The sequence below is a fragment of the Paracoccaceae bacterium genome (assembly GCA_012103375.1).
GTDB lineage: Bacteria > Pseudomonadota > Alphaproteobacteria > Rhodobacterales > Rhodobacteraceae > WLWX01.
Genome location: WLWX01000001.1, coordinates 3,113,910 through 3,130,182, shown reverse-complemented (window position 1 = coordinate 3,130,182; position 16,273 = coordinate 3,113,910). Strand labels below are relative to the sequence as shown.

At 65.4% G+C, this 16,273-nt stretch carries 8 protein-coding genes and 1 pseudogene; 3 read left to right on the top strand and 6 right to left on the bottom strand.

Annotated features, from left to right (window positions below; genetic code table 11):
* Window positions 1-17: 17 nt before the first annotated feature.
* Both GKR99_15950 and GKR99_15945 read right to left on the bottom strand, forming a co-directional pair.
* On the bottom strand, window positions 18-431 hold the full coding sequence (locus GKR99_15950; protein NKB28955.1) for an SRPBCC family protein: 414 nt from the start codon (window positions 429-431) through the stop codon (window positions 18-20).
* Between the two features lie 87 nt (window positions 432-518).
* On the bottom strand, window positions 519-1,631 hold the full coding sequence (locus GKR99_15945) for an S-(hydroxymethyl)glutathione dehydrogenase/class III alcohol dehydrogenase (GenBank protein NKB28954.1): 1,113 nt from the start codon (window positions 1,629-1,631) through the stop codon (window positions 519-521).
* A gap of 4 nt (window positions 1,632-1,635) precedes the next feature.
* Between GKR99_15945 and GKR99_15940 the strand changes: the two genes are divergently transcribed.
* On the top strand, window positions 1,636-1,995 hold the full coding sequence (locus GKR99_15940; GenBank protein ID NKB28953.1) for a hypothetical protein: 360 nt from the start codon (window positions 1,636-1,638) through the stop codon (window positions 1,993-1,995).
* Window position 1,996: 1 nt separating this feature from the next.
* Here GKR99_15940 and GKR99_15935 read toward each other — a convergent pair whose 3' ends face one another.
* Window positions 1,997-2,422, bottom strand: coding sequence for a cytochrome c (locus tag GKR99_15935; protein NKB28952.1), 426 nt, complete (start codon window positions 2,420-2,422; stop codon window positions 1,997-1,999).
* Window positions 2,423-2,824: 402 nt separating this feature from the next.
* Between GKR99_15935 and GKR99_15930 the strand changes: the two are divergent.
* Window positions 2,825-4,425: pseudogene (locus GKR99_15930) on the top strand (DNA polymerase Y family protein).
* Window positions 4,426-4,531: 106 nt separating this feature from the next.
* Here GKR99_15930 and dnaE read toward each other — a convergent pair.
* Window positions 4,532-7,708 carry a DNA polymerase III subunit alpha gene (dnaE, locus tag GKR99_15925; GenBank protein ID NKB28951.1) on the bottom strand — a complete coding sequence of 1,059 codons (3,177 nt, stop codon included), beginning with the start codon at window positions 7,706-7,708 and terminating at the stop codon, window positions 4,532-4,534.
* Window positions 7,709-8,301: 593 nt separating this feature from the next.
* Between dnaE and GKR99_15920 the strand changes: the two genes are divergently transcribed.
* Window positions 8,302-9,003 carry a restriction endonuclease gene (locus GKR99_15920; protein ID NKB28950.1) on the top strand — a complete coding sequence of 234 codons (702 nt, stop codon included), beginning with the start codon at window positions 8,302-8,304 and terminating at the stop codon, window positions 9,001-9,003.
* A 97-nt stretch (window positions 9,004-9,100) separates the two neighbouring features.
* Here the strand turns inward: GKR99_15920 and GKR99_15915 are convergent, their stop codons facing one another.
* Complete coding sequence (locus tag GKR99_15915) at window positions 9,101-14,380, bottom strand: hypothetical protein (GenBank protein NKB28949.1); 5,280 nt, start codon at window positions 14,378-14,380, stop codon at window positions 9,101-9,103.
* A complete protein-coding gene (locus GKR99_15910; protein NKB28948.1) occupies window positions 14,380-16,125 on the bottom strand; it encodes a BamA/TamA family outer membrane protein in 1,746 nt (581 codons plus the stop codon). Before GKR99_15910 ends, GKR99_15915 begins: the two co-directional genes overlap by 1 nt.
* Window positions 16,126-16,273 lie beyond the last annotated feature (148 nt).

Sequence of the window (16,273 nt, the reverse complement as noted above, 5' to 3'; positions counted from 1 at the left end):
TTGCGCCGCCTCAGAGGTCAGCCTCCGAATTTTTCGGTCAGGGCCGCAAAACCGGCCTCATAGATGCCAGAGACGGCCCCTTTTGCATCCGGTTCCGGTGCGCCCGCTGCATCGAAATTCGAGCTCCAGGTAACCATGCAGCCCTTTGCGCAGGGTGCAACACCTATGGTTGCCCTGTAGTTGGCAATAGGCAATGGCCCAACTTCAAGGATTTCATATCCATAAGACATGCCATCCCCGCCGAGCGATTTCTCAAGGATTTCGGCGCCTCCACCAAGATCTAGCCGCCTAAGCTCGGCCCCGTCTTGCATTTCCTGAGCAGAGCCCTGAACCGCCGGATGCCAGTCCGGCAGGGCCTGAAATCCTCCAATCAGCCCCCAGACGTCTTCCGGTGACGCGGCAAGCTCAAGACTTCGCGTTACATGTGCCATTGTAGATTCCTTTTCAGTTTTTCTGCGGCATTACTTCCGCCAGGAACACTCATGAACAAACCTGCGAGTCTGGCCCTGCCGATCAGGTCAATAGACCACCACGCTGCGAATACTCTCACCCGCGTGCATCAGATCGAACCCCTTGTTGATGTCGTCCAGGCCCATCGTGTGGGTGATCATCGGATCAATCTCGATCTTGCCGTCCATGTACCAGTCGACGATCTTCGGTACATCGGTGCGCCTGCGGGCACCGCCAAAGGCCGTGCCGCGCCAGACCCGGCCGGTGACCAGTTGGAACGGACGGGTCGAGATTTCGGCACCCGCCGGCGCGACGCCGATGATAACCGACTCACCCCAACCCTTATGCGCGGATTCCAGCGCGGTGCGCATCACGCCGACGTTGCCGGTTGCATCAAAGGTGTAATCCCCGCCGCCGCCGGTCAGTTCGACCAGATGGCCGACCAGATCACCGTCGACCTCGGAGGGGTTCACGAAATCGGTCATGCCGAAAGCCTCGGCCATGGATTTCTTGTCGTCGTTCAGATCAACGCCGACAATCTGATCCGCCCCGGCCAGCCGCAAACCCTGCACCACGTTCAGGCCAATGCCGCCCAGGCCGAAGACAATCGCGCGGCTGCCAATCTCGACCTTGGCGGTGTTCATCACCGCCCCGATGCCGGTGGTCACGCCGCAGCCGATGTAACAGATCTTGTCGAACGGCGCGTCCTTGCGCACCTTGGCCAGAGCAATCTCGGGCAGAACTGTGTGGTTCGCGAAGGTCGAACAGCCCATGTAATGCAGGATCGGATCACCATCGAGCGTTGTGAACTGGCTGGTCCCGTCGGGCATCACGCCCGCACCCTGGGTCGAGCGGATCGCCTGGCACAGGTTGGTCTTCGGGTTCAGACAATACTCACACGTCCGGCATTCCGGCGTGTACAGCGGGATCACGTGATCACCCTTCTTCAGCGTCGTCACACCCGCGCCAACCTCGACAACCACCCCGGCGCCCTCATGTCCCAGAATGGCGGGGAACATCCCCTCAGGATCGGCACCTGACAGGGTGAATTCATCCGTATGGCAAATGCCGGTGGCCTTGATCTCGACCATCACCTCTCCGGCCTTCGGGCCATCAAGGTTCACTTCCATGATCTCCAGCGGTTTGCCTGCCTCGATCGCAACTGCTGCACGTGTCCGCATCTGAATGCCCTCCGGTAATTGTTCGCTTGGCGAACCTGATGTATCAGGGACAATATTGCAACGGGTCCTAACAAGGGGAAGTCTGGTGAAAACAGCGTGGTGTGGGTTGATTGTGGCGGCAACGGTTCTGGCCGGTTGCGCGCGTGACGAAGCGATCGAGATTGTCGAGGATAATACCCCCGACACATGCGGGGCCGATCTGTTCCCGCTTGGTATCCACATCGACAATGCCGGCGACGCCGAACGCAGCAATGAAACGCGCGTGATCCGCCCCGGTGATGCCGTGACAACCGATTTCAGCCCGGCGCGATTGAACCTTGTGGTTGATGGCCAAGGTCTGCTGACCGAAGCCTATTGCGGCTGAATTATTCGCGATACGCCTTGTGACAGGCGGTACAGGTCGCACCCACGGCGCGGAAGGCGGCGATTTGCTCGGCCCGGGTGTCTGCGCCCTGCACCATCGCGGCCGCGTCGGCCAGCGCCTCTGACATGGCGACAAAATCGCGCCAATTGGCCCAGATGATCGAGCGTGCCTCGGAAACCGGGTCATCCTCGGGCGCTTCGAACAGCCCGGCAATGGCGGCGGCTTCCTGACGCATTTTGGCGGCGGTCTGGGCGATGGATCCCGGGGCCGCACCGGCCTTCAACCCGGTTCCGATGGATTTGGCCTGTGCCGCCAGCCGTGTCATCCCGTCCATTCGCGCCTTGACGGTTGGGTTTTTTACATTGGTATGCGCCAGCGCTGCGGTCGCAATCCCGATGCCCAGAACCAGTGTCAAAATGCGCTTCATGCCTTATCCCCGCCATACCGCCAGCCCACCCCTTCTAGAGCAGACTCGACTCGTGGTGAATTCACGGTTACGTATGAGAACGTTTCAGGAACATCTGCTGCCGCGATGCCAAACCGTCGTATCCTTTCGCTGTGGTTCCCGCGTCTGGGGGCCGAACGCCTGCTCAGGGCGGATTGTGTTGAAAAACTCCGTTTTAGGGCCTGAACGATGATTTTTCTTTCCATGCAGCCCGATCCTAAATTTTTGGCGCGGGGGTCGGCCCAAATCGCCTACATGCGCTCACGCGCAGCCATGCGCTGTCTCGTGGTCAAAGCTTTCCGACTATTTCGCTTCATAGGTTTTCGCAAGAAATCCGCGACGCTCTGATTTCGGAGTTTTTCAACACAATCGGCGGAACGCGGCATGCGCGATGCCCCCTTTGCCGTGGTGGGCGAACGTAAGAATGCGCAGGTACTGACCTCAGTTTCCGCCATCGGCGCGGGCGAGGGGTTGCAGCCGGGCCAGCCGCTGCGTGATGCGCTGGCGGTCTGCCCGTCGCTGGTCACCCGGTTGGAAAATCCCGCGGCCGAGGCAGCGTTCCTGACCGGCCTCAGGCGCTGGGCGGGCAAGTTCTCGCCCTGGGTCGGGGTCGCGCCGCCCGCCGGGCTGGTCATCGACCTGACCGGAAGCGCGCATCTGTTCGGGGGTGAGGTCGCGCTGCTGGAGCTGTTGGAAAATGACTGCGCCGCCCTCGGCCTCAGCCTGCAGGCCGGGATCGCCGATACCGTGGGCGCGGCCTGGGCGCTGGCGCGGTTTGCCGGGCAGCCGGGACAAACCGCCCGCAATGGCGACGCCATTGATATCGAAGCCCCGGCCACCCGCGCCCGTGCCGTCAAGCGACGCAACTGGGAACGCGGCGGCCCCGCGCCGCGCCCTGCCGCCCCGACCAACCGGCAGGCCCGGATCGCGTCCCCCGGCCAGACCCGCGCCGCCCTCGGGCCGCTGCCGGTGGCGGCGCTCCGGCTGGAAGAAGACGCGGTGATCCAGCTGACCCGCCTTGGCCTGCGCCGGATCGACGACCTGATCGGCCAGCCCCGCGCCCCGCTGGCGCGCCGCTTCGGCACCCATATGGTGCGCCGCCTGGATCAGGCGCTGGGGGTGGAACCCGAACCCGTCAGCCCGGCAAAACCACCGCAGCATTTCGCCGTCCGCCTGACCCTGCCGGACCCCATCGGGCTGGAATCCGACATCATGGCCGGGATTGACCGGATGCTGCCCCAGCTTGCCAAACGTCTGCGCGACAAGGGCCGCGGCGCGCGCCGGGTCCGCCTGCAGGCATTCCGCTCTGACCAGTCGATGCAATGGGTCGAGGTCGGCCTCGCCCGCCCGGCCAGCGCGCCCGACCGTCTGCGTCCGCTCTTGATGCTGAAACTGGGCGAGATCGACGCCGGTTTCGGCATCGACATGCTGCGGATTGAGGCGACACAAACCGAACCGCTCCACGACGACCAGCACAGCGGCCATATGGACGCCGCCAACCGCGCCAGCGCACGGCTGACCCGGGACACCGCGATTGACGACGTGGTGGGCCGGATCGGCGCGCGGGTGGGGCTCGAGGCGATCACCCGCCGCCACCCCGGCGACAGCAACATCCCCGAAAAGTCCAGCCAGACCCTGGCCGCCGCCTGGTCCGAACCCGCCACCAACTGGAACAAACCCAAGGTGGCGCGCCCGCTGATGATGTGGCGCGCCCGCTGATGATGTGGCGCCCCGAACCGGTGATGGCCGAGGCGACCCCCGCCCCGCCAATCGCCTTCCGCTGGCGCGGGCGCGACCACCACATGCGCGCCGCCATCGGCCTCGAACGCATCGCACCCGAATGGTGGCTGGATGATCCCGACTGGCGCAGCGGCGTGCGCGATTACTGGCGCGTCACGACCGAAGGCGGCGACCGCCTGTGGCTCTACTACGCCCACGGCGCTACGATGTCGGCGGGCTGGTTCTGCCAGGGCAGCTTTGCCTGAAGCCCCGGATGTCTTTTCGCCAAAAATACTCCCGCCGGAGGCATAAAAGCTCTTTTGCGCAACAGCAGCAGAACAAGCTGAAATCGGCGGTGCCGGCGCCCTCAGCTCATCTGACTGGCCGAACTCTTGCCGCCCTCCGCCCCATCTCCCAATAATCGTTGCGGGTCAGGGCGACGTCGCGCAGGGATCGCGCGCCGGGGGCAGACGGGGCCGTGGCGGTCGCGTCCAGCTTTGGCGCGCCCGGCGTCAGCAGATGCCGCAGGAAGGCCATCGGGTGGGCGCGCAAACTCAGCCGCATGGCGACGTAATCCTCGACCACCTCCTCGCCCAGCGTCATCGCGGGCAAATGGGCGGCGGGCTCAATAATCCCCTCTCCATCCATATCGCCCGCAAACAGCGGCAGCGGTCTTTCCGCGCCAATCGCGCGCGCCTCCCACAGCGCCTCACGCCGGTTCAGGCCCAGCGGCGCGAAGGCGTCCGCCTCGGCCAGCAGGCGCAGCAGGCGGGGCGGGGTTCCGGCGCGCCGCCACAGGTCTTCGACCGTCAGATAGCCATTGCCACGGGCGGCAGAGATCCAGTTCGCCTCATCCTCCGCAATCCCCTTGATCTGGCGAAACCCCAGCCGCACCGCCAGCCCACCCTGCCCGTCGGGTTCCATCACGTTGTCCCAGAAACTGTCATTGACCGACACCGGGCGCACCGTGACCCCATGTTCGCGCATGTCGCGCACGATCTGCGCCGGGGCGTAAAACCCCATCGGTTGCGAATTCAGCAGCGCACAGCCGAAGACGCCGGGATGATGGCGCTTGATCCAGCCGCTGGCATAGACCAGATGCGCGAAGCTGGCCGCGTGGGATTCCGGGAAGCCGTAGCTGCCGAACCCCTCGATCTGCGAAAAACAGCGCGCCGCGAAATCCTCGTCATAACCATTCGCCTTCATGCCATCCATGAACCGGCCCTGAAACTCACTGACGTTCCCATGCTTCTTGAACGTCGCCAGCGACCGGCGCAGGCGGTCCGCTTCCTCGGGCGAGAACCCCGCGCCGATGATCGCGATCTGCATCGCCTGTTCCTGAAACAGCGGCACGCCCAGCGTCTTGCCCAGAACCTGGCCGAGCGCGTCCGAGGGGAAGCTGACCTCCTCCTCCCCGTTCCTTCTGCGGATATAGGGGTGCACCATGTCCCCTTGAATCGGCCCCGGTCGAATGATCGCCACCTCGATCACCAGATCATAGAAACAGCGCGGCTTCATCCGGGGCAGAAAGTTCATCTGCGCCCGGCTTTCGATCTGGAACACCCCAATCGTGTCCGCCGCGCACATCATGTCGTAAACCGCCGGATCCTCGGGCGGCAGGTTGGCCAGCGTGTGGGCCGCGCCGTGATGTCGTTCCAGCAGGTCGAAGGCCTTGCGGATACAGGTCAGCATGCCAAGGCCCAGCACATCGACCTTCAGGATGCCAAGCGAGTCGATATCATCCTTGTCCCAGGGGATGACGGTGCGATCCTCCATGGTGGCGTTTTCAATCGGCACCAGTTCGTCCAAACGCCCCTCGGTGATGATGAACCCACCGACATGCTGGCTCAGATGGCGCGGAAACCCCTGAATTTCATAGATCAGCGCCATGGTCTGCTGCAGCCGCCGGTCGGCGGGGTCGAGGCCGATTTCACGCAACCGTTCATCCTGCAACCCGTCCGCCCCGAAGAACCCCCACAACTGCGAGGATAGCGCCGACAGCGTGTCATCGCTCAGGCCCATGGCGCGCCCGACCTCTCGTATCGCCCGCTTACCGCGATAATGGATGACGGTCGCGCACAGCCCCGCCCGGTGGCGGCCATAGCGTTCATAGATGTGCTGGATCACCTCTTCGCGGCGCTCATGCTCGAAATCCACATCGATGTCGGGGGGTTCGTCGCGTGCCTCAGACACGAAGCGCTCGAACACCATGGTGCCAATCTCGGGGGAAACACTGGTGACCCCAAGGCAATAGCAGACCACCGAATTCGCCGCCGAGCCGCGCCCCTGGCACAGGATGTTGCGGGACCGGGCGAAGGCGACGATATCGTGGACGGTCAGGAAATAGGGTTCGTATTCCAGCTTGCCGATCAGGGTCAGCTCATGCTCCAGCATCGCCTTGACCCGGTCCGGCGCGCCACCGGGATAGCGCCATTTCAGCCCCGCCCGCGCCAGCCGGTCCAGCCGGTCGGACGGTGTTTCCCCGTCGCTGATCTCCGAGGGGTATTCATAACGCAGCTCATCCAGTGAAAACGTACAGCGGGCGGCGATCTGGCCGCTGCGATGGACGGCAGCTTCGTGGGTTTTGAACAGCCGCAGCATCTCGGATTCCGAGCGCAACCGGCGTTCGCCATTGGCCAGCGCGGCGCGGCCAAGCTGATCCACCTTCACACCCTGACGGATCGCACTCAGCACATCGGTCAGGCGGCGCCGCGCCGCGCGGTGCATCAGCGGCGCGGATGAGGCGACTGTGGGGATGCCAAGCGTTTCGGCCAGCGCCGCCAGCCGATCGAACCGCGCCCCATCCTGCCCGTCATACCCCGGCGCCATCAGCAGTGTGGTGCTGCCCGCAAAGCGGCGCGTCATCCGGCGCGCTTGCCCCAGCCAGTCGTGCGCGCCGGGTTTCGGGCCGGTCGCCTGTGGCGGATGCAGCAGAAGTTCCGACCCCGCGCCCCAGTCCAGCAGATCGGCGACGCGCAGGGCGCACGACCCCTTCTCGGCCCGCAATCGCCCGAGTGAAAGCAACCGGCACAGCCGCCCCCAGGCGGCGCGGTCGCGCGGGATCATCGTGACGCTCAAGCCATCCTCGGTCACAATCCGCGCCGCCGGGATCAGGCGCGGGGCCGTGGTCAAGGGCTGGGGCGTGGTTGAGGGCGGGGGCGTGGTTGAGGGCCGAACCGGCGGGGCAACGGGGGCCGCAACCTGTGTCGTGCCCAACCCCGGCACCAGCGTCGCCCCATCCGGTTGCGCCCCCGGCTGCGGCAGGCTGCCCCCACCGGGATAGCGTTCCTGCGGCACCGGCGGCGTCCAGGGCGCAGGGGCCGGCAGCGCCGGAGTGTCCTGCGCCGCCTCCTCAGCCTCCAGCCGCAAGCGCCGCGCCACCTCGCGCGCTTGCGTATGGGCGCGCACGATGCCCGAGACGCTGTTGACATCCGCAACCGCCAGCGCGGCCATCCCTATGGCGGCGGCGGCTTCGATATATTCCTCAGGATGCGCACCCCCGGTCAGGAAGGTGAAGTTCGAGGTGGCGCTGAGTTCGACAAAAGCCATATCAGCCCCCCCGCCCGGTCGGGCGGTTCCAGCGCGCACGCCCCCACCGGGCCCGCGCCCCCCGCGCGCCCCGAAGCATGTCATGCCCTGCCGGACCCAAGCCAGGAATTGATGCGGGCCGCGCCGCCCCCGTGGGGCGGGTCCGCGCAGTCTGGCGGTGCCGTCGGGCAGAAGGGGTGGTCTGACGCAGATCACTGAAAAACGAACATGCCCCGCGGCCCCCGCCCGGCCGGGGGCTGTGGTGCGCGTCATTGGCCCTGGCACGCACCACACCTGGCCCGCAGGTCCGAACCCGCGCGCCCAGCTCCGCCCCATCCGGATCACGCCCGGCAGGGGTTCGCAACAAACAGCCCCCCGCAGCACATTGACCGGGGCGCGCGTCATCCGCCCCACCCCACGGCCGCCCCCCAAAGCCAGCGCGTCCGACAGCATCCCCGGCCATCGACCCGGCGCATCCTGCCACAGGGCACCGGACGCCGCTCGGCGCGCATGACCGGGTGCAGAACCCGCACCGCCCGACGCGCCGCCTTGCTGACAGAACCGGCCCGCTGCCACTGCTTGCACAGGATATGCCCGCGTTCCAGCCTGGCCCGATGGCCAACGCCGTGTTCACCCATGCCGACGGGTCGATCTATGACGATCTGCCCGAACAGCAGTACCATTTTCCGCAAACCTACCTGCGTGCCGTGACGGCGGCGGTGGGCGACTGGATTGTCTATTACGAACCCCGCCGGGTGCAGGCCGGATCGGACCGCGCCGGCGGGCGGCAGGCCTATTTCGCCACCGCCCGCGTGACTGGCATCGACCGGGATGTTACCCGCGACGGGCATTACTATGCCCGCATCGCCGATTATCTGCCGTTCCCGAACCCGGTGCCGTTTCGTGACGGCGCGCAGTTCCACGAAAGCCTTCTGCGCCGCCCGGACGGGCAAACCAGCAAGGGCGCCTTCGGACGTTCGGTCAGGCACGTCCCCGCGCCCGAATTCGCCGCGATCCTGACCGCCGGTTTCGCAGGCCGCCCCGAGGTTCAGGCCGCCCATATCCGCCCCGTGGCCGATGGCGGCCCGGATGTGGTGCGCAATGGCATCGCGCTCAGTGCCACGGCGCACTGGATGTTCGACCGGGGGTTGATCTCGGTCGATGACGATCTGCGCATTCTGGTGGCCGACGACCACCTGCCCGAAGCCGCCCGCGCCCGGATCCTGCCGGATCGACGATTGCGGGTGCCAGACGCGGCCTTCCTGCGCCCGCACCGCGCCTATCTGGCCCATCACAGGGCACGTTTCAAAGGCTGACGGGCCGGACACGTATGAAGAATCAACTGACATGCATGTCAGCATATTCCCTTTTTGTTCTCATTTCGAGTCCGCACAGAAAACGCCCGAAAGCTTCTCAGTAATCCTTTTCGAAGAACACGCCCAAACGCGACTCACCGCCGGTATCCACCGAACCTTTCAGCGTCAGATCATCGGACAGGTTCAGCCGGATGCTGAGGTCGGTGGCCTTTTCGCCAACCGTCACCTCGGCATAGGCACCATCGGCAACATACTTGCCAGCCCGCACCGCCGCACCGCCTTCGACGTCTTCGGCGATATCCAGGTAATCGACCCCAAGACCTTGACGCAGCCCTGCAATAATGCCCGATCCCGCCTCCGGTCCGCCCAGTTGCATTGCCGAGGTTCCGATCCGCGCGGCCTGAAGCAGGGTCAGGCTTTCTGCGCCATCACGATACAGAAGCCGTGCGATGATCTGGTTCTCCGGCAAGTCCGGGACCGAGGCGAAGCGAATGCGTGGCGCGCTCACCGGGCCCTCCAGCACCGCGCTGAGGTCGGCGTCACCGTCGCGGATATGCGCCGACATCCGCACCACCGGCAGAAAACTACCCTCCAGCCGCAGCGCCCCCTGCGTCAGCGTCAACTGCCGCCCCAGCAGATCGAACCGCCCGCTGATCAGACCCAATTGCCCCACCGGCGTCACTGCCAGCGTGTGACCTGTCAGCCGCACCTGCCCGCCGAACTCGGTATCCAGCCCAAGGCCCCGCACACGCACATCCCCCGGTGCATTCAGCAGAATATTGAGGTCGAACGGAGGCCGCCGACCAACCCCGGAGCCATCGCCGCGCGGGTCAATCTGCAAAAGGCCCGCCGCCGCGCGCGTTCGCCGCACCGCTGCCAGTTCGTTCAGATGCCCGATCACGGGGATCGGCCCGCGTACGCCCAGCGAACTGGTCGGAAACCGGATCTCCGTCGGCCCCAGATCAACCGCGCCGTCGATACGCCCGCCATTCAGCAATGGACCGCTCAGCGTCACGGATCCGCTCAGCGTCGTATCAAACAGCGTCGGGTCGCGCAGGCGCGCCTTGTCCAGCGCCAGTTCCAGCCGTGCCGGAAATGGTGCTGTCAAAGCTACCGGCCCACTTGCCCGCACCGTCCCGCCGCCGCGCACCGCGCCCGTCGCCTCGACCCAGGCACGCCCGCCGCCAATATCGGCGCGATAAGTGCCGTCAAACACCTCGAAATGCAGCTTTGGTGCAAACACCCTGAGGCCGTCGCCGAACACAGTCCCGGACACGCCCGAAATGCCGCTGTGGTCATCAAATGCCAGATCGAAATTGGCCAGCCCGGTCACGGACCGCGTCCCGATGAACCGTTCGGCGAAATCCAGCGGGCCACGCCCGCGCGCCTGGAATGTCGACCCATCGCGCAACAACCGCCCGTTGATCCGCGCATTGATCCCGCCCGGACCCTGCGCCTGAAGATCGGCCAGCCAGATGCCGCCGTCCAGCTCGCTCAGCGTGCCATTGGCCGTGGCCGGGCCAGACAGGGCCGACAGGAACGGGGCGATGTCCTTCAGGCGCGCCTCGACCTGCAAAGCCTGCCCTTCGCCCCGCGATTGCCCACTGGCCGAAGCGGTCAGCATCGGCGTTTCGACCTCGGCCGCGCGGATTGAAGTGCGCCCATCCGCGCGCGCCGCGTCGATGCGGAACACCGCACGCCCCGCGACCAGCCGGTCCAGCAACCCACTGTCCAGTTGCAGGTTGTGCCCTGCCCCGCTGGCCTGGATATCAAACTTTGACAGGTCCAGCGCCACATCACCGCGCGCTGTTGCTGCCAGATCACCGAGCAGGGGGCGCCCGACAAGGTCGGCATACACCGACAGATCTTCGACGCTCAGCGCGGCTTCGCCCGACAAGGTCGGATTGTCCTGGCGGTCTGTCAGCTGCCCCGAAGCTTGCAGCGTTGCCCCCGGACCAGTTCCCGCAACCTCCAGCCCGACGCTACCGTCTGTCGCCCCTTCGAACCGCCCGGCCAGCGCCAGCGGCGGCAACGCTGCGCGATCCGTGAAGGCACGCGGATCAATCTCTGCTGCAAACCGCAAATCACTGTCGGCCCCGTCAAGCGTGCCCTGCGCATCCGCCGTCAGGCGATCCGACGCGATGTCTAATTTGCGCACGACGAACCCGTCCGCCCCGCGTTCCAGCGATGCCAGCACATCCGCCCGCCCCGCCAGCATCCGGTCCAGAGGCGCAATACCGACGGCAAGATTGGTCGTGGTGCCGTCCAGATCGACGGCAAACGCCGCCCCATCAAGACGTGTGCGCCCCGAAGCGTTCAGTGCCACTGATCCGCTGAGCGGTCGTCCGGCAATGCGCGCGAAGGCCGCCAGCGACCGGGCCACGATCCGTGCCTGACCGGCAAACGCGGCGTTCCCTTCCGGGGTTTCAAGGCTGCCCTCGGCCGAAATCTCGGCCCCGGCCCCGTTGCCGGTCACGTTCAGATCATAGGTGTCCCGCGCCGTCTGAACTGCCGTGCCGCGCAGCTGCAGCGGCCCGGACACATTGCGCAGCAACAACGCTGCCTCTTTCACGGTCGCATCAAAGCTGAGGTCTGTCGCCTCGGGCGCGATCAGGCCCGCGCCTGTCATCGCGACCGCGTCACTGGCCAGCAGGGCGTCCTGAAACCGCAGATTATCGCCATCGCGCTGCACGCGGGCGTCAAGCCGCACGCGCCCTTTGAGCAGTCGATCCGCCACACCCAGCCCCACGTGCAGGTCCGCGCCAATCGCCCCGACGTCCAGATCAAAAGCGCTCAGATCAACACGCACCCGACCTTCGGCTGTCACGTCAGCCTCGCCCGAGATCGGGCGTTTGGCCAGCGCCGAAAAGACCGAGATGTCGGCGCTGTCAACCTCGGCCGTGCCAACGAACAACGGCACGTCGTCCAACTCGGTCAGCGCACCAACCGCGATCAGCCCGAATGAGTCTCCGCCACCCGATACGTTGACGTCCAGCCGGTCCGGTTCGGTCTGCGTGACATGGCCGCGCAAATTCACGGGCCCCGCCAGCGATTCAACGACCAGCCCCGCATCCTGCAATCGCGCATCCAGCGTCACCTCACGGCGGTCCCCTTCCAGCACGCCGACGGCACTGGCGGTCAGGATCGGCGTGATCACCGCGAAACTGTTCAGCTCGGTCCGCCCCGGCGCAAGCGACAGCCGCGCCGACACCGTCGCATCGCCCGCCAGCATCGGGTCGATCCGGTTGTTGCCGACCCCGACATTGCGCCCGGTTCCGTTTAGCGTGACGGAACCTGAATAATCCTCGGTCTCGATCCGGGTTTGAACCGAAAGCTCGGCCGCGCCGGTCAGGTCCAATCCGCTGAGCGGGGCAAGGACCGACAGATCGCTGGCCACCAGTACCGAATTGGCCGTCAACATCGTCGGCGTTCCCGGCCCGCCAAACGTGCCCACAGTCGTCAGTGTCGATTCCGGCCCGGTTCCGGTGATGTTGAAGCGGACCTGCTCCAACTCTTCAACCAGCACCCCCTCAAGAACCACAGGCCCGCTGAGGCCGGTCACCAGCCGCCCCGCATCATCCAGATTGGCCGTCAGATTGATCTCGGTCGCATCGGTGCGCAACACGCCGGTGCCTTCGGCGCGGATTGCGTCGGTTTCGACCAGAAACTCATCAATCGTGGTTCCGGTCTCGTCACGGACGGAATGCAGGCGCAGCGCGGCGCCGCCAACCAGCAACTGATCGGCCAGCTTCTGGTTCACCGTCAGATCCTGCGCCTCTCCGGTCATCAGGATATCGAAACGCCCGCCCAGCAGATCGCCATTGCCAATGATGCTCAGGTCCGCCGCCCCGCCGATCGGCCGTCCTGCCAATCCCGAAAACGCCGCCAGATCGCGCGCGGCCAGCGTGGCGGCGCCATTCACCTGCAAATCGCGCCCGACACCGGCCACTTGACCAACAATATCCAACGTATAGCTTTCCCCGTCGATCCTGAGTTTCTGAAGTTCGACGGGCTGACCTTGCTGCCAGGCCACATCCATGTGGCCCGTCACATTCTGCCCCAGCGCCTGCTGCACATTCGCACTACCCAGGTTGAGCGCGGTCGCCTCAAAATCGAACGCGCCGGTGACGCGGTTGCGCAGGGTCTGTTCGACCAGCACATCGCTGATCGTCCCACCGCCAATCAGCGCTAGACGCTCGGCAGTAAAACTGGGGCGCGAAAAGCCGGTCATCACCGCCTCGCCCGACCAGGCCTCGCCCCGCGTGGCGTCGAAGTCGACGTCCAGCCGCATATCCTCGACCATCGTCGGACGGCCCGGCAAAGGCAGCAGTACGGATGAGCCATCAGCCGAGGCAATCCGCCCCTGCAACACCATTTTCGTCGGGATCCGCTCCGGATCCAGTTCCAGTGATCCGCCCAGCGCAATCTCGCCCGCGTTGATCTGCATCCGGTCGATGTTGAGCGATCCATCCAGCCGCGTGGTTCCCGCAAATGACAGGATCACGTCGTCGCCGAAGAAATCCCGGAACTGGGGCGCGAAGATCGGCGCGACGTCGCCGGCGATATCGGCGCCAAAACGACGCTTGGCCTCATTGTCGGCGACGTCGTCGCTGGCGAAGGTCTTGAATGTTCCTGCAAGCCGCTCAACCCCGTCTGTTTCCAGCCCGATCCGGGCGGTGAAATCATCCCAGGGCGCGTTGCCCTGCAACGCCAGCCGCACCGATGGACGCTCCGGGATCCTCAGCGCGTTTGCGGCCACGCCGTTGGCATCCTCGGTCAGCAGGAAGTCGAGGTTCAGGATCCCGCTTTCCTTGGAGTACTCCGCTTCAAGCGTCATTGCCCCGACGCCATCGGTACGCAGAACCTGCAAATCAGCCGAGCCGTTGCCACCAACCAGCGAGACAGATCCGTTGATGCTGACCGTCGCGGCGGTGCCGTAAAACGCCTCCTGCAAGACAACCCGTTGCGTCGCAATCCTGTCGATCTGCATCGACACTGGCAGGTCCGGCAGCCCCAGCCCCGAGGCTTCGGGCGGAATCGTCCCGTCGCCCTTGCCGGGGCGGCGCATCAGCACGATCTCATCCGCGGCCAGTTCCTGAATGATAAGCTGCCCGGTCAGCAACGCCGAGCGATCCCAGTCGATCACTGCATTGCGCACGGTCACCCAGTCGCCAACCTCATCAGCAATGGTGATCTCGCGCACCGTGGCGCGGGTGCTCAGCGCGCCTTGAAACCCTCGGATGCGGACCTGACGCGCATCTTCGGACAAGACATTTTGCAGGAACCGCGCCAATAGGCCCGGACCGTCATCATCGACCTGCGCGATCAAGCCCATCGGCCAGAGCGCAACAATCAAAAGGGCCAGCAGCCGGCGCATCAGAACGCCTGCCCGAAGCCGAGGTAGAAGAACAGATCGCCACTGTCGCCACCGCTGACCGGCGTGGCGATATCCAGACGCACAGGGCCAAAGCGCGTTTCATAACGCGCGCCGATCCCGGCCCCGGCGTGGTCCTTGCCCGCGCCGTCCAGCCAGCCCTCGCGATAGATTGCGCCGTAGTCGGCGAATCCGACCAGTTGCAATTTGTCGGTAACCTGTACCCGTGCCTCACCCGAAACGGTCGCGAATGACGCGCCGCCACTGCTGACGCCGCCGCCCAGATCGAAATCCAGCGATTGATAGCCCTGCCCGCGCACCGTTTCCTGCCCGCCGGAATAAAACCGGTCGTCGTTTGGAACCTCTGGCAAATCCGCCCCGGCGATGGTCCCGAACTGTACCCGCCCGGCCAGCACGACACGATCCGCTGCGCCGACACCGCGATAGCTGCGCCCATCAAACTCCAGCCGCGCGCCACTGGCTGATCCGTCCAGACCGACAAATGGCGTCGCCTCGGCATAGACATAATGCCCGGCGGTCGGGCTCAGCGGATCGCTGCGGGTGTCATAGGTGGCCGTGATCGGAAACCGCAGATGCGTGTAATCAATATCGCCCGAACCATCCTCGACCGAGACCCAGCGCAACCCGGCCCCAGCCGACACCGTCAACTCGGGCGAGATGATGCGGTCCAGCCCGAAGGTGACCTCGGCACTGTTGGCCGTGAAGTCCGGCTCTTCCAGATGCTCCAGCTCGGCCGTGGTGAAAAACGTCATATCCGGGTGATAGGTGCCGGGGCGGCGGAAATCGCCGCGCAGCACCCAATCGGTGCCACCGGTCGCGCCGTCGATGCTGGATACCTCGCCCTCGATCCGCAACCGTTCGGCGCCGCCAAACAGGTTCCGGTGCATCCAGAACGCCGACATCATTGCGCCATCGCTTGACGATACTTCGGCCCCAAAGCCCAATCGGCGCGGTTTCGCGTCGATAAGTTGCAATTCATGGTCCAGCGTGTTGCCGGGGCCAAGGCTGTCGGCCTCCTGAAAGCGCACCGCCCGAAATGCGCCGGTGCGGCGCAAGCGCGCGGCGGCAACTTCGGTTTCGGCTGGGCTGAACACTTGCCCGGTCGGAAAACCGGCAATCTGGGCAATGCGTTCGGCGCGCACGTAGGACGGCGCGCTCAGGTGAAAGGTACCGAACCGGACCAGCGGCCCCGGCGCCATGGTCAAGTCGACCGCAACCGTGTCACCATCATGCTGCGCCATGATCCGCTGATCGGCCACATCCGCCTTGGCGTGGCCCTGATCGCGCCAACCATCAATGGCCGCGCGCGCCGACAGACGAATGGCCCGCCAACCCGCTGGCGCGCCGACACGAAACCCCGCGTCCAGATCCGTAGCCGGTGCCACAGGCGAAACCTCGGTTCGGCTGAATGTATAAAGCGGGCCGGGATCGACCGAGACGTCGATGCGTTCAATCGCGCCAATCCGCTGCGCCGGGGATATCGTTGACACCTCGACCCCGTTCAGTCTGATCGAGATCACGCCACCGTAAAACCCGTGCTCATAAAGCGCCGCGATCAGGCGCTGATAATCGGCCCGTGCGGTTGCCAGCAACGCATCGGGATCAGTCGCCCCCTCGGCCTTGGCCACCAGCAATACGCTTGAGGCGCGCAGCGCAACCTCCAGGTCATCCGGCGCGCCCGCAGTGTCAAACGTCAGCTGTTCAAACGCGCCGCTGGGCGGGGCCACCAGAATGCCAAGCGAACAGGCACCGGCAAGGAGCGTTCGGCCCCACCGGTGTTTTTTCTTCCCAGCGATAGGACCCGTGGTTGCCCCCACGGTCGCACTCGTCACGCCAGATCGTCCTCCTGTCACCGGACGTTTCTATACGACTGGC